At 73.2% G+C, this 14,323-nt stretch carries 14 protein-coding genes; 6 read left to right on the top strand and 8 right to left on the bottom strand.

From position 1 onward, the window contains the following. Positions 1-17: 17 nt before the first annotated feature. Positions 18-1,172 (top strand): GGDEF domain-containing protein, encoded by a 1,155-nt coding sequence (locus EV284_RS08085; RefSeq protein WP_130331787.1) that lies wholly within the window; start codon positions 18-20, stop codon positions 1,170-1,172. Positions 1,173-1,236: 64 nt separating this feature from the next. After that, positions 1,237-2,775, top strand: coding sequence for a histidine ammonia-lyase (hutH, locus tag EV284_RS08090; protein ID WP_130332952.1), 1,539 nt, complete (start codon positions 1,237-1,239; stop codon positions 2,773-2,775). Between the two features lie 50 nt (positions 2,776-2,825). On the opposite strand, the gene EV284_RS08095 is transcribed toward hutH, so the two are convergent. Next, the gene (locus EV284_RS08095; RefSeq protein ID WP_130331789.1) at positions 2,826-3,176 is read right to left on the bottom strand and encodes a hypothetical protein; all 351 of its coding nucleotides are present in this window, start codon (positions 3,174-3,176) and stop codon (positions 2,826-2,828) included. Between the two features lie 109 nt (positions 3,177-3,285). Here EV284_RS08095 and EV284_RS08100 point away from each other — a divergent pair, with 109 nt between their 5' ends. Next, positions 3,286-3,645 (top strand): hypothetical protein, encoded by a 360-nt coding sequence (locus EV284_RS08100; RefSeq protein ID WP_130331791.1) that lies wholly within the window; start codon positions 3,286-3,288, stop codon positions 3,643-3,645. 229 nt (positions 3,646-3,874) lie between these two features. Continuing rightward, a complete protein-coding gene (locus EV284_RS08105; RefSeq protein ID WP_207228967.1) occupies positions 3,875-5,137 on the top strand; it encodes an Ig-like domain-containing protein in 1,263 nt (420 codons plus the stop codon). 63 nt (positions 5,138-5,200) lie between these two features. Here EV284_RS08105 and EV284_RS08110 read toward each other — a convergent pair whose 3' ends face one another. Further along, positions 5,201-6,088 carry a helix-turn-helix transcriptional regulator gene (locus EV284_RS08110; RefSeq protein WP_130331794.1) on the bottom strand — a complete coding sequence of 296 codons (888 nt, stop codon included), beginning with the start codon at positions 6,086-6,088 and terminating at the stop codon, positions 5,201-5,203. Between the two features lie 178 nt (positions 6,089-6,266). Between EV284_RS08110 and EV284_RS08115 the strand changes: the two genes are divergently transcribed. After that, entirely contained in the window at positions 6,267-7,310 is a 1,044-nt protein-coding gene (locus EV284_RS08115; RefSeq protein ID WP_130331796.1) for an NAD(P)-dependent alcohol dehydrogenase, read from the top strand. 80 nt (positions 7,311-7,390) lie between these two features. Here the strand turns inward: EV284_RS08115 and msrA are convergent, their stop codons facing one another. From msrA to EV284_RS08135, 4 genes are all read right to left on the bottom strand, one after another. Next, complete coding sequence (gene msrA / locus EV284_RS08120; protein ID WP_130331798.1) at positions 7,391-8,056, bottom strand: peptide-methionine (S)-S-oxide reductase MsrA; 666 nt, start codon at positions 8,054-8,056, stop codon at positions 7,391-7,393. Between the two features lie 39 nt (positions 8,057-8,095). Then, complete coding sequence (locus EV284_RS08125; protein WP_130331800.1) at positions 8,096-9,247, bottom strand: hypothetical protein; 1,152 nt, start codon at positions 9,245-9,247, stop codon at positions 8,096-8,098. Between the two features lie 41 nt (positions 9,248-9,288). Beyond that, positions 9,289-10,923: a M48 family metallopeptidase gene (locus tag EV284_RS08130; RefSeq protein WP_130331802.1), complete on the bottom strand. Its 1,635-nt coding sequence runs from the start codon at positions 10,921-10,923 to the stop codon at positions 9,289-9,291. Positions 10,924-11,140: 217 nt separating this feature from the next. Next, a complete protein-coding gene (locus tag EV284_RS08135; RefSeq protein ID WP_130331804.1) occupies positions 11,141-12,259 on the bottom strand; it encodes a hypothetical protein in 1,119 nt (372 codons plus the stop codon). Positions 12,260-12,389: 130 nt separating this feature from the next. On the opposite strand from EV284_RS08135, the gene EV284_RS08140 reads away from it, so the two are divergent. Next, positions 12,390-13,547 (top strand): cystathionine gamma-synthase, encoded by a 1,158-nt coding sequence (locus EV284_RS08140; protein WP_130331806.1) that lies wholly within the window; start codon positions 12,390-12,392, stop codon positions 13,545-13,547. On the opposite strand, the gene EV284_RS32950 is transcribed toward EV284_RS08140, so the two are convergent. Continuing rightward, positions 13,525-13,809: a hypothetical protein gene (locus tag EV284_RS32950; protein ID WP_130331808.1), complete on the bottom strand. Its 285-nt coding sequence runs from the start codon at positions 13,807-13,809 to the stop codon at positions 13,525-13,527. The two genes, EV284_RS08140 and EV284_RS32950, sit on opposite strands and share 23 nt — an antisense overlap. Next, positions 13,806-14,291: a sigma factor-like helix-turn-helix DNA-binding protein gene (locus tag EV284_RS32955; protein WP_207228968.1), complete on the bottom strand. Its 486-nt coding sequence runs from the start codon at positions 14,289-14,291 to the stop codon at positions 13,806-13,808. The genes EV284_RS32950 and EV284_RS32955 overlap by 4 nt, the downstream gene beginning before the upstream one ends. Positions 14,292-14,323: the final 32 nt, after the last annotated feature.

The following is a 14,323-nucleotide window of genomic DNA, read 5'->3' on the forward strand; positions in this document are numbered from 1 at the left end:
GTCCCTAACCTGGGGTGATGGGTGAGGATGATCGGCTCGCTGCCGTGGTGGGGCTGGCGCAGGGGATGGCGGCCGCGCACACCGCGCCGGAGTCCTGGCGGGCGGCGGCGCTCGGTGCCTGCCGGGCGCTGGCCGGGAACTTCGCCGCGCTCTCGGTGTGGGAGCGCGAGCGCGGCCGCCTGAGGGTGCTGGTGAACGTGGGCAAGCGTGCCGAGGACGAGGAGGAGTTCCCGGAGGCGGAGGCGTACCCGGTCCATCAGTTCCCGGAGATCACCGAGTTCCTGCACGAGCGCTGGGCCGGGGGCGGTGGCCCCAACGCCTGGGTGGAGACCGCGCGGGGCCCGGCCGCCGGCACCCCCGGCTACATCCACCAGCGGGTCGCCGCCCTGCGCCGCCGGGGGAGGGGCTGCTGCGTGGTCGCGCCCGTGGTGCTGCACGGCCGGGCCTGGGGCGAGCTGTACGTGGCCCGCGCGACGGGGACACCGGTCTTCGACCGGGGCGACGCCGACTTCGCGACCGTGCTGGCGGCGGTCGTCGCGGCCGGGCTCGCGCAGACCGAGCGGCTGGAGGAGGCCCGCCGCCTCGCCTTCACCGACGCCCTCACCGGCCTGGCCAACCGCCGCGCGGTCGACGTGCGGCTGGAGGAGGCGGTGGAGCGGCACCGGGCGGACGGGGCGGTGGTCAGCCTCGTGGTCTGCGACCTGAACGGGCTGAAGAAGGTCAACGACACCCAGGGGCACGAGGTCGGGGACCGGCTGCTGGAGCGGTTCGGGTCGGTGCTGTCGCTGTGCGGCGCGATGCTGCCGGGCGCGCTCGCGGCACGGCTCGGCGGGGACGAGTTCTGTCTGCTGGCGCTCGGGCCGTCGGCCGAGGACGTGGTCGGCGCGGCCGTGGAGCTGTGCCGCCGGGCGGGCGCGCTGGAGCTGGGCGAGGGGGTGGCCTGCGGGGTCGCGTCCACCGGGCACGACATCGGCCCCGTGCACGACGCCCGGCGGCTGTTCCGCCTGGCCGACGCCGCGCAGTACCGCGCCAAGGCCGAGCGCGCCGGGCTGCCCGTGGTGGCCGGCCGGGAGGGCCCGGACGACCCGGTCGTACGGCTGGCGGACGAGACACCGCCGCCCGCGAAGAACGAGCGCCGCCGCTTCCGGGGCCGCCGCGCCAGGGATCGGTAAGGGGCGCTGACCCAATCCACTAGTGACACCGCCGCATTCAATGCGTACGCTCCTGAATATGGATATGCACTCTGTGGTGGTGGGGACCACCGGTGTCACCGCGCACGACGTCCTCGCCGTCGCGCGCGCCGGGGCCCGCGTGGAACTGTCGGAGGAGGCCGTGGCCGCGCTGGCCGCGGCCCGCGAGATCGTGGACGCGCTGGCCGCCAAACCCGAGCCGGTCTACGGCGTCTCCACCGGCTTCGGCGCGCTGGCGACCCGGCACATCAGCCCCGAGCTGCGGGCGCAGCTCCAGCGCAACATCGTCCGCTCGCACGCCGCCGGCATGGGCCCGCGCGTCGAGCGCGAGGTCGTCCGGGCGCTGATGTTCCTGCGCCTGAAGACGGTCTGCTCCGGGCACACCGGCGTACGCCCCGAGGTCGCGCAGACCATGGCGGACGTGCTCAACGCCGGAATCACCCCGGTCGTGCACGAATACGGCTCCCTCGGCTGCTCCGGCGACCTCGCCCCGCTCTCGCACTGCGCGCTGGCCCTGATGGGCGAGGGTGACGCCGAGGGCCCCGACGGGGTCGTACGCCCGGCCGGTGAGCTGCTGCGCGAGCACGGCATCGAGCCGGTCGAGCTGCGCGAGAAGGAGGGCCTGGCCCTCCTCAACGGCACCGACGGCATGCTCGGCATGCTGATCATGGCCCTCGCCGACCTCGGCTCCCTCTACACCTCGGCCGACATCACCGCCGCCCTCAGCCTGGAGGGGCTGCTCGGCACGGACAAGGTCCTCGCGCCCGAGCTGCACGCCATCCGCCCGCACCCCGGCCAGGCCGCCTCCGCCGCCAACATGCTGGCGGTGCTCAAGGGCTCCCAGCTCACCGGGCACCACCAGGACGACGCGCCCCGCGTCCAGGACGCCTACTCGGTGCGCTGCGCCCCGCAGGTCGCCGGGGCCGGCCGCGACACCCTGGCGCACGCCCGCCTGGTCGCCGAGCGCGAGCTGGCCGCCGCCGTCGACAACCCGGTGGTGCTGCCCGACGGCAGGGTCGAGTCCAACGGCAACTTCCACGGGGCGCCGGTCGCCTACGTCCTGGACTTCCTCGCCATCGCCGCCGCCGACCTCGGCTCCATCGCCGAGCGCCGTACCGACCGGCTGCTGGACAAGAACCGCAGCCACGGCCTGCCGCCGTTCCTCGCGGACGACGCGGGCGTGGACTCCGGCCTGATGATCGCCCAGTACACGCAGGCCGCGCTGGTCAGCGAGCTGAAGCGACTCGCCGTACCGGCGTCCGCGGACTCCATCCCGTCCTCCGCGATGCAGGAGGACCACGTCTCCATGGGCTGGTCGGCCGCGCGCAAGCTGCGTACCGCCGTGGACAACCTGACCCGGGTCATCGCGGTCGAGCTGTACGCCGCCGCCCGCGCCGTCGAGCTGCGGGAGGGGCTGGAGCCCGCGCCCGCCTCGCGTGCGGTGATCGAGGCCGCGCGGGCCGCCGGGGTGGGCGGTCCGGGCCCGGACCGGTTCCTGGCGCCCGACCTGGCCGCCGCCGACGCCTTCGTGCGCGGGGGCGGGCTGGTGGCGGCCGCCGAGACGGTCACCGGACCGCTGCGCTAGCCGCCGCCGGGGGCCTCACCTACGGGTGGGGCCCCTTCGGGATTCCGGTTCTAGAACTCCAGCCGTTCCCGGCGCACCGAATACACCACGAAGCCCGCGCCCACGGCGAGGAACAGGGTGCCGGAGACCACGTACGGCGTGGTGTCGAAGCTTCCCGTGTCCGCCAGCCGGGTCGGGTCGGAGGCGGTCTGGCCGGCCAGGCCGGACACCGTGGTGACCTGCTCGGTGATCCCCGAGTCCGGGTTCTGGGAGTCCGCCGACCCGGAGACCGCCGTACCGGCGGCGGTGGCGCCCGTGGAGGGGCCGTCCTGCGAGGCGTTGGCGGACGGGACGAACCACAGGGCGCACAGCAGCGTGCCCGCGGCGGTGGCGGTCAGCAACGGACGGCGAGCGGATGCCACGGAATATCGATCCCCTTGTGACGCTGGCGAATTGGCCGTGCGGAGCGATGTTAGTGAAAATCGCGGGTCACAGGAAAGTCACGACAGGTTTCAGTTCTAGGCTCGCCCCATGGACGCTGAAGAGACATCACGATTTGTACGCCTTCGAGTGGAGCTGGTCCTCGAGGTGCTCGACGACGACGAGCTGACCAAGGCCGCGCTGCGCCGCATCGCCACCGATCCGGAGCTCCCCGACGCGGAGCGGGCGCACGCCGAGGGTGCTGTGACGGAAGACACCGCCGAGGCGCTGGCCTATCTCGTCGACCCGTTCGACCTGGTCAGCGAGGTGCCCGGCGTGGAGCTCGCGCAGGCGTCCTGGTCCAGCGAGCACTCCGAGTACGACGCGGACTCGCCTGATTGGGACCTCGGCGAGGATGATGAGGACGACGACGAACCGGCCGACGACGCGGACGGCCGGAACGAGCGGTAGGCGACCCGGCGGCTTCGGCCGCGGGATTCGGGGCACGGATGACCCGGACGGCAACCGCCGTCCGGGTTTTCTCGTCTCACAAGTGGCGCACGGAGGACCGCGCACCGCCCGTCCCGAGGACGGGACGTGGTGTTCCCCACAGAACCCCTGTCCGGGGAACGGGGAGGCGCGGCCGTGGCGTTGAGAGAGTTCAACGGGGATTCTCGGGGTTCTGGCGGATTCGGCAACGATGGAGAAACGTGTGATGACGGACAGTAAGCGGCGCAAGGGCCTGACGGTCGCGTCCGCACTGCTCGGTGGTGTGCTCGTGCTCACGGGCTGTTCCGGCGGCGGTGACGCCAGCGCGTCCGACGGCGGTGAGAGCTCGCAGGCGAAGGCCGACGAGGCGGCGGCGCAGAAGTCCTCCGAGGCGCAGATCACGATCACGCCGAAGGACGGCTCCAACAACGCCTCCATCAACAACTCGGCCGCGGTCAAGGTCGCCAAGGGCACCCTGACCGGCGTGAGCATGACCACCGCGGACGGCAAGCCGGTCGAGGGCACGCTCTCCGCCGACAAGCTGAGCTGGAAGCCGACCACCCAGCTGGAGCGGTCGACCACCTACAAGCTCGCCGCCGAGGCCAAGGACTCCGACGGCCGCGTGGCCCACGAGAACGCGTCCTTCACCACGGTCTCCCCGTCCAACAGCTTCATAGGCAACTTCACCCCGGACAACGGCAGCACCGTCGGGGTGGGCATGCCCGTGTCGATCAACTTCGACAAGGCGATCACCGACAAGGCCGCCGTGCAGAAGGGGATCACCGTCTCCTCCTCCAGCGGTCAGGAGGTCGTCGGTCACTGGTTCAACGCCAACCGGATCGACTTCCGCCCCGAGACGTACTGGAAGGAGAACTCCACCGTCACGCTGAAGCTGGCGCTCGACGGTGTCGAGGGCGCCGACGGCGTCTACGGCGTCCAGCAGAAGACGGTCACCTTCCACGTCGGCCGCAACCAGGTCTCCTACGTCGACGCCAAGACCAAGCAGATGAAGGTCACGCAGGACGGCAAGGTCGTCAAGCAGATCCCGATCTCCGCCGGTTCCCCGGAGAACAAGACCTACGCCGGCACCATGGTCATGTCCGAGAAGTTCGAGCAGACCCGGATGAACGGCGCGACCGTCGGCTTCACGGACGACGACGGCAAGGGCGAGTACGACATCAAGGACGTGCCGCACGCCATCCGCCTCACCGGCTCCGGCACCTTCCTGCACGGCAACTACTGGGGCGCGAAGTCCATCTTCGGCAGCGAGAACACCAGCCACGGCTGTGTGGGCCTCTCCGACACCAAGGGCGCCAAGGACCCGAACACCCCGGCCGCCTGGGTGTTCAACCACTCCCTCGTCGGTGACGTGGTGGTCATCAAGAACACCGGTGACAAGACCGTCGCCCCGGACAACGGCCTCAACGGCTGGAACATGGACTGGGCGCAGTGGAAGGCCGGTTCGGCCGTCTGATCCCGCGGCGAGACCCCTGAGCGCAAAGTGCCGCCCCTCTTCGTGAGGGGCGGCACTTTCGTCTCAGAGGGTCGGCACCGCCGCCGCGCCCCAGCTGGCCAGCAGGCGAAGCGACTCGGCCGAGGCGGAGTCCGGTTCGGCGTGGTAGACGATCAGGTTGAGGTCCGCGTCGCCGGTCACCCGCAACCCCTCGAAGCCGAGGGCGAGTTCACCGACCAGCGGATGCCGCAGCCGCTTCACGCCGTAGAACTGCTCCTTCACGTCGTGCGTGGCCCACAGACGGCCGAACTCCTCGCTCTTGACGGAGAGTTCGCCGACCAGCGCGGCCAGCCGGGCGTCGTCGGGGAAGCGTCCGGCGTCCATGCGCAGCCCGCAGACGATGTCGATCGCCTTCTGCTCCCAGTCGACGAACAGCTCGCGGTACTCCGGGCAGAGGAACACCAGCCGGGCCCAGGTGCGGTCCTCGGGCGCGAGCCCGCCCCAGTCGCCGAACAGCGCGGTCGCCATCCGGTTCCAGGCCAGGATCTCCGTGCGCCGCCCCGTGATGTACGCCGGGACCGCGTCCATCGAGGCCAGCAGGTGCTGGAGCGCGGTGCGCACCTGGGGGCGGCGGGCCGACGGGCGCTTCTTGTGCGGGGCGGGCTTGGCCAGGTGGGTCAGGTGCGCGTGCTCGGCGTCGGTCAGGCGCAGGGCGCGGGCGATGGAGTCCAGCACCTCCGCCGACACGTTCCGCCCGTTGCCCTGCTCCAGCCGCGTGTAGTACGCCACCGACACCCCGGCCAGCTGCGCCAGCTCCTCCCGGCGCAGCCCCGGCACCCGGCGGCGCCGGCCGAAGACGGGCAGGCCCACGTCCTCCGGCTTGAGCCGGGCCCGGCGGCTGCGCAGGAACTCGCTCAGCTCGGCCCGCCGGTCCAGCGGGCGGCCCACGGCCGCCTCGGGCTGTTCGTCCATGCCCCCAGTATCGAGGGCGGCGACGGGACGTACGCCCCGGAGCCTGACCCCGCCAGTGGTAGGAACAGCGGTCGTACGCAAAGCCGTGACCTGGGTGGGAACGGAAGATGGGGGCACGCTGGGGGAGTGCCCGGTCGAGACCGTGTCCGGGCCACGGCGAAGTTGAGGAGAACCCGGCATGACCACTGTTGCTGCGTACGCCGCCCCCGCCCCCAAGGCACCCCTGGAGCGGACCACGATCGAGCGGCGGCCGGTCGGCGACCACGACGTCCTGATCGACATCAAGTTCGCGGGGATCTGCCACTCCGACATCCACCAGGCCCGCGACGGCTGGAGCGAGGGCATCTTCCCGATGGTGCCCGGCCACGAGATCGCCGGTGTGGTCACCGAGGTCGGTCCCGAGGTCACCAAGTTCTCGGTGGGCGACCGGGTGGGCGTCGGCTGCATGGTCGACTCCTGCCGCGAGTGCGACAACTGCAAGGCCGGCCTGGAGCAGTACTGCACCGGCACCGGCACCGTCTGGACGTACAACGCCGTCGGCAAGGACGGCGAGCCCACCTACGGCGGCTACTCCGAGCAGATCGTCGTCGACGAGGGCTTCGTCGTCCGCGTCCCCGACGCGCTGGGCCTGGACGTGGCCGCGCCGCTGCTGTGCGCGGGCATCACCACGTACTCCCCGCTCAAGCACTGGGGTGTCGGTCCCGGCAAGAAGGTCGCCGTGGTGGGCTTCGGCGGACTCGGCCACGTCGGCGTGAAGCTGGCCCACGCGATGGGGGCCGAGGTCACCGTCCTCTCGCAGTCCCTGCGCAAGAAGGACGACGGCCTGCGGCTCGGCGCCGACCACTACTACGCCACCAGCGACCCGGAGACCTTCGAGAAGCTGGCCGGCACCTTCGACGTCATCCTGAACACCGTCTCGGCCCCGCTGGACTTCGCGGCCTACATGTCCCTGCTGCGCCTGGACGGCGCCATGGTCAACGTCGGCCTCCCGGAGGAGCCGGTCCAGGTCACCCTCCAGTCCATCTTCGGCAACCGCCGCAACCTCACCACCTCCAACATCGGCGGCATCCCCGAGACCCAGGAGATGCTCGACTTCTGCGCCGAGCACGGAGTGGGCGCCGAGATCGAGCTGATCGGGGCGGGCGAGATCAACGACGCCTACGAGCGGGTGACCGCCAGCGACGTGCGGTACCGCTTCGTGATCGACACGGCGACGATCTGACGTCCCGGGGCATGGAAAAGGGCCGCCCGGCCGGTGCCGGGCGGCCCTTCCTGTGTGATCAGCCCCGGGGGCCTGTGTGATCAGCCCTGGGCGGGGGCGACGCCGATCGGGCAGGAGACGCCCGTGCCGCCGATCCCGCAGTACCCGGCGGGGTTCTTGTCCAGGTACTGCTGGTGGTAGGCCTCGGCCGGGTAGAAGGGCCGGCCCTCGGCGGGGAGGATCTCCGTGGTGATCGTGCCGTGCCCGGAGCCGGTGAGCACCTTCTGGTACGCGGCGCGGGACGCCTCGGCGGCGGCCGCCTGCTCGGGGGTGTGGGTGTAGATCGCGGAGCGGTACTGGGTGCCCACGTCGTTGCCCTGGCGGAAGCCCTGGGTGGGGTCGTGGGACTCCCAGAAGGTCTTGAGCAGCTGCTCGTAGGAGATGACCTTCGGGTCGTAGACCACGCGGACCGCCTCGGTGTGGCCGGTCAGGCCCGAGCACGTCTCCTCGTAGGTCGGGTTCTCGGTGTAGCCGCCCTGGTAGCCCACGAGCGTGGTGTAGATCCCCGCCGGGAGCTCCCAGAACTTGCGCTCCGCGCCCCAGAAGCAGCCCAGCCCGAAGTCGGCGACCTCGAACCCCTCGGGGTAGGGGCCGGAAAGCGGGTTGCCGAGCACGGTGTGCCGGGCGGGGACCTCGAAGGCGGGCACGTCCCGCCCCGCGAGCGCCTGCTCGGGGGTGGGGAGCTGCGGTGTGCGGCCGAACAGCATGGGGTCTCCCTGGTCGGTCTCGGTGCGGACGGGCACTGGCTACAACGACTCGGCCGCCCCGGACATTCCGGTTCGGGCCGCCGCGCCGGCCTCCAGTACGGCGGTGTCGCGGACCCGGCAGAAGTACTCCGCCTTGTCGTTCCGGTACCGCCACGGCAGTGCGTCCACATGGCCGTCGACCAGCCGGAAGTGCTCCACGGCCGCCTCGTTGCGGCCCTGGAGGTGCAGGTAGTAGGCGAGCAGGTGGCGCAGTTCCGGCAGGCGCGGGTGCCCCGGGTCCGCGGCGGCCGCGTCCTTCAGGGCCGCCTCGACCCGCGCCACCATCTCCGGGGTGTTGTCGGCGGCGGTGTCGTCGGAGTCGTCGTGCTCGAAGTGCGCGATCAGCGGCAGCGCCGTCAGCAGGCTCCCGGCGGGCGCCCCGGCGGCGGCCCGCTCCGCGAACTCGGTGGCCAGCCGCTCGGAGCCGCGCCACTTGGCGCACCAGTACTGCAGGGCCGAGAAGTGCGCCTCGTAGTGGTGCGGGGCGCGGGCCGTGATCTCGGTCCACAGGTCGTCCATCCTGGCGTTCGGGTAACCGAGGCCGAGGGCCAGCCAGATCTCCGCGACGTACGGCGTCGGGTCGTCCGGGTTCAGCGCCGCCGCCCGCGCGACCTCCTCACGGGCCTGAAGCAGTGTGCGGTGGAACCCTTCGAACTGCTCACGGGTGGTGTACTGCGCCCGCTGTCCGCCCCGCACCCGCCAGGCCAGGATCACCGCGCTGCGGGCCCGGACCACGGCCGCGTCCGGGTCCTCGGGGCGCTCGGCCTCCCAGGCCAGCAGCCAGGTGTCGTCGTCGGCCGCCGTGTCGGCCAGCCGGAAGGTGAGCAGCGACCGGCGCTCCCAGTCCCGGCCGACGGCCGCCATCAGGTCGGCCGCGGGGCGCCAGTCGCCGCCCCGGACCGCGGCGAGGGCGGCCGTCGCCTCCGGGGCCGGCGCGCCCGCCCAGTCGGTGTTCTGCCGCTCGGGGGGCAGCAGGCCGAGCGCGGCCGAGGCGGCGGCCTTCCCGGCGGCGGTCGCGGCGGCCTCCTCGGCCTCCAGAGCGGCCTCGGCGTTGCCGGAGAAGAACTCCTTCAGGAACACCTTGGCCATCCAGGCCGCGAAGAGCACGAAGGGGAGCGCGAGGGCGGCCAGTATCCAGAGCAGGACGGTCATGTGCGGGCGGGGTCCGTTCGGGTCGGGGGTGTTCGGGCGGCTCAGGCGGGCTGGACGGCCGTCGGCGGGAGGAGGGCGCGCAGCGGGGCGGTGTCGGGCACGTCGGCCAGGGCCGCGTCCAAGGCCGCCTTCAGCGCGTCCTCGGGGGCCGTCCCGGCGCCGCCGGACGCGCCGGGCAGCCGCGGAACCGCCGCGCGGGACCAGGAGAACTCCCAGCTCAGCAGCGAACGCGCGCTGAACTCGGCCAGCACCATCGTGCGCAGCGAGTCGCCCAGCGCGGGCCGCACGAACTGGCGGAACGCCCGCCCCTTCGCCGCGGCCGCCTCCTCGGACAGCGGCAGCCGCTCCGCCACCCGCCACAGCCGGCCCTCGTCGATGGTGTCGAGCATGTCCGCCAGGGTCGCGGGGCGCCCGCTGTACGCGGTCAGCGCGCGGTGCAGCGGGGTCCGCGCGGTGGTGACGCCCTCCGTCATGGCGGCGTTCAGCAGTTCCGGCCAGTCGGCGGCGCGCCGGAAGCCGAGCGCCTCGGCGGTCAGGACGGCTTCCTCCAGCGCGGTCTGGGTGTGCTCGGGGTCGGTGAGCAGGGCCAGCGCCGGTGCGTCGCCCTCGGCGCCGCGTCCGTCGGCGGGCAGCGCCTCGACACGGCGCACCCGCTCGGCCATCGGCGGATGGGAGTCGTACCGGGACTCCGGCTCCTCGGGCAGCCCGGTGCGCAGCTTCACCAGCTCACCCGCGCGGGCCGTCAGCAACGCGCCGAAGCCGCCGAAGAACTGACCGCGCGGCGGCAGCGTCCGGGCCGGCAGGCCGAGGGTGGCGTAGGAGTCGAGGTAGAAGCCGTGGGCCGCCGAGAGGACCGGGATCTCGCGCAGCGCGGAGGCGGTGGCGTCGCGTCCGGCGATCCGGGCGGCGGCCAGGTCGGCGGCGAACTCCTGCCCGCGCGCGGTGCTCAGCGAGGCCCGCAGGCAGACCCCGGCGTACCAGGTGTAGAGCCGCGCCATCCCCCGGTACAGCGCGCCGGTGTGCCGGGTGTCCACCTCGCGGGCCTTCTTGCCCTTGGCGATCCGCTTGGCGGCGGTCCGCTCCTGGCGCTCCCGCTCCTCGGCCACCTTGCCGTCGGCGGTGGCGTGCAACTCCTCGACGACGCGGCCGATCCGCGCCCGGCCGCGCACCACGATCGCGGAGAGCCGGGTGTCGCCGGCGGTGAAGTGCCCGAACTCGTGGCCGAGGACGGCGCGCAACTCGGCCTCGCTCAGCCCGGTCAGCAGCGGCACGCCGAGGGTGAGGGTGCGCGGTCCGGGCCGCAGGCCGAGCAGCTTGGCGTCCTCGCGCACGGAGGCGTTCACCTCGGGGGTGAGCAGGATGCGGACCGGGGCGTGGGTGCCGCTCGCGGCGGCCACCTCGCGCACCAGCGCCCACAGCCGCGGCTCGTCGGCCTCGCCGACCTCGACGGCGGCGGGGTCCTCGGCCGCCGGGACGCGCAGCATGAACGTGCCGCGTACGACGGGGACGGCGAGCAGCACCGTGACGATGACGATCTTGACGGCCCCGATGCCGTGCAGCCCCCAGTGGTACAGGGCGACGTCGGCACCGGCCAGCGCCGCCAGCAGAACGAGGCTGATCAGATAGAAGCCGGACAGCAGGACGAGGGCACGCAGCGCGCGCAGGGTTGCGCCCATCGGAAAGGATCCCCCCACAGGAAACCGGGCGAGCCGGAGCAAGACGAACAGCAAGACGGACGAGGCGCACACCGCCGTACGGTGCCGCCGCCCGAGTGTGGGGGTCTCGGGGCCGGGCGAAGCAGGGGCAAGGCCCAGGGCATGCGGAGTATGCCCCACCGCAGGTCAGCGGGGCAATACCTGGTCCCAGGGCGGCCGGGTGGCCGGTGTCAGGACGTCAGCCCGGCAGGGTCGCCGGGTTGCCGCCGTTGGCCTCGTAGCCCGCGACCGCCAGGGCCCGGTAGACCGCGAACGCCTCGGCCGGGTCCTCGGAGAGGCTCCACGGCAGGGCGCCGACATGACCGTCCACGTGCACCAGCTGGTCCATGGCCTCGGCCCAGCGCTCGGCCCGCACCAGGAAGAACACCAGCAGATGCCGTACGTGCGCCAGCATGGGGTCGTCCGGCCGGGCGGAGTGCACCGCGTGCAGCGCGCCGTGTATCGCCCGGACCACGACCTCGCTGCGGTGGAACCCCGCGACCAGGTTCACCTCCGGCAGATGCTCGAAGACCGCGAACAACGGCAGCGCGGCCAGCAGCGACCCCTCGGGCGCGCGGGCGGCGGCGGCCTCGGCGAAGGCGTACGCCTCCTCGCGCGAGCCGTGCCACTTCTCGCAGGTGTAGTGCAGCGCGGCCAGATGGGCGCCCATGTGGTGCGGGGCGAGGCCGAGGATCTTCCCCCACAGCTCGTCGAACTCCGGCCGGGACCATCCGAGGCCGCGCGCCACGGACAGCATCACGAGGTGCGGCACCGGGTCGCCGGGGGCGGCGAGCGCGGCCCGCTCACACGCGTCGCGCGCCTCCTCCATGATGATCCGGAAGTCGTCCGTGCCCGGCACCGACGTCCGCCACGCCTGCTGCGCCAGGAACTCGGCGTGCACCGCGGCGCCGCCCGGGTCCTTCGGCTGCTCGGCCCGCCACACCCGCAGCCACTGGCCGCCCGGTGTCTCGTGCACCCCGCCCGGCCGCTCGCGCAGCTCCAGCGAGGCCGCCCCGGCGAACGCCTGAACCCGCTGCCAGCGCCGCTCGCCCTCCGCCTCCGTGCCCGCGAGGAGCTGGGAGGCGGCGCGGTAGTCACCGGTGCGGCCGACCAGGTCCAGCACGTCCAGCAGGTCCTGGTCCGGGCCCGGCATGCGCACGTCCAGCTCCTCCTGGCGCAGGAAGCCGTACCGCTCGGGGTCGGCGGCGTCCGGATGGCCCGGATGCACGCGCTCGATCCCGCCGCGCCCGCGCCGGATGAGCGGGAGCAGCGCGAAGGCCAGCAGGGCCAGCGCCAGGAGCAGCCAGAGAGTCGCCATGCGTCAAGCGAACCAGATCCCGCCGACACTTGGCCAACCCCTGCCCCGCGCCTGTGGAAAACTCCGCCGGCCCCCCGCTCCGAGCCCGGCGTCCGCCATCACCCCCGCGAGCGCATTACGCTCGGTGCACATGAGCGACAGGCACATCAGCGAGCACTTCGAGACTCTGGCGATCCACGCGGGCAACACCGCCGATCCCCTCACCGGCGCGGTCGTCCCGCCCATCTACCAGGTCTCGACCTACAAGCAGGACGGCGTGGGCGGACTGCGCGGCGGCTACGAGTACAGCCGCAGCGCCAACCCGACCAGGACGGCGCTGGAGGAGAACCTCGCGGCGCTGGAGGGCGGCCGCCGCGGTTTCGCGTTCGCCTCCGGCCTCGCCGCCGAGGACACCCTGCTGCGTACGCTGCTCAGCCCCGGCGACCACGTGGTCATCCCCAACGACGCCTACGGCGGCACCTTCCGGCTCTTCGCCAAGGTCGCCTCCCGCTGGGGCGTGGAGTGGTCCGTGGCCGACACCAGCGACCCGTCCGCCGTGCGGGCCGCGATGACCCCGCGCACCAAGGCCGTCTGGGTGGAGACCCCCTCCAACCCGCTGCTCGGCATCACCGACATCGCCGCCGTGGCCCAGGTCGCGCACGCGGGCGGGGCGAAGCTGGTCGTGGACAACACCTTCGCCACCCCCTACCTCCAGCAGCCGCTGGCGCTCGGCGCGGACGTCGTCGTGCACTCGCTGACCAAGTACATGGGCGGCCACTCCGACGTGGTCGGCGGTGCGCTGATCGTCGCCGACGAGGGACTGGGCGAGGAGATCGGCTTCCACCAGAACTCGATGGGCGCCGTCGCCGGCCCCTTCGACTCCTGGCTGGTGCTGCGCGGCACCAAGACCCTCGCGGTACGCATGGACCGGCACAGCGAGAACGCCACCAAGGTCGCCGACATGCTGTCCCGGCACCCGCGCGTCAGCAGCGTGCTCTACCCGGGCCTGCCCGAGCACCCCGGCCACGAGGTCGCCGCCAAGCAGATGCGGGCGTTCGGCGGCATGATCTCCTTCCGGGTCACCGACGGCGAGGAGGCGGCCGTCTCGGTGTGCGACCGCACCCAGATCTTCACCCTCGGCGAGTCCCTGGGCGGCGTGGAGTCCCTCATCGAGCACCCCGGCCGGATGACGCACGCCTCCGTCGCCGGTTCGCTGCTGGAGGTCCCCTCCGACCTGGTCCGTCTCTCCGTCGGCATCGAGAACGCGGACGACCTGGTCGAGGACCTCAAGCAGGCGCTCGACAAGTAAGCGGCATCCCGGCCTGCCAGCCGGACACGGGCGGGGTCGTCAGCGACGGCGGCTCCGCCCACGGCCTGGTCAGCGCGGCCCAGGTGAGGAAGGCGGCCGCCGCCGCGCACAGCACCAGCCACAGCAGCCGCCGCCCGGTGCGCCGCAGCCGTAGCAGCCGGGCGCCCCGGCGCACCGCCTCGCCGGGCAGCTCCGGCGGCACGCCCACCGGCACCGCCTCCATCAGCCGCCGCACCGCGGCCTCCCGCTCCGGCCGGATCACGGCTGGAGCCGTCTCAGGAGCGGGCCGCCCGCGCGCGGGACGGCTCCGGGCGGCGGATGCAGCACTGTGGCCGTCGCCCGGTCGCAGAGCGCGCGGACCCGGTCGGCGGGCAGGCCCAGCAGGGCCGCGGTCTGCTCGTCGGCCAGCCCCTCGTAGAGGCGCAGCACCAGGACCAGCCGTTCGCGCGGACTCAGCGCGGCGAGCGGGCCGTGCGGGCGGGAGCGGTGCCAGACCCCGTGCGCGAAGTGGGTCGCCAGATGCCCGCGGGCGCGGTCGTAGGGGTCGTCGCCGGGCGGGTGGTCCCAGTGGGCGTAGGTGTGGGCGAGCGCCCGGGTCAGCAGGCGCCGCGCCCGCGGGTTGGCGTCGGGCGCCTCGGCGGTGAGCAGCGTGGCCGTGTGCAGCAGCCGGCCCGCCGCGCCCGCGACGAACCCTCCGAACTCCTGTGCCCTGCGGGCGTCCCGCACGTCCCGCCGATCGCGCACCCCGCCTCCCCCCAGCGCACCCTGCGGCGCGA

The organism is Streptomyces sp. BK022 (assembly GCF_004217355.1).
Classification (GTDB): domain Bacteria; phylum Actinomycetota; class Actinomycetes; order Streptomycetales; family Streptomycetaceae; genus Streptomyces; species Streptomyces griseoluteus.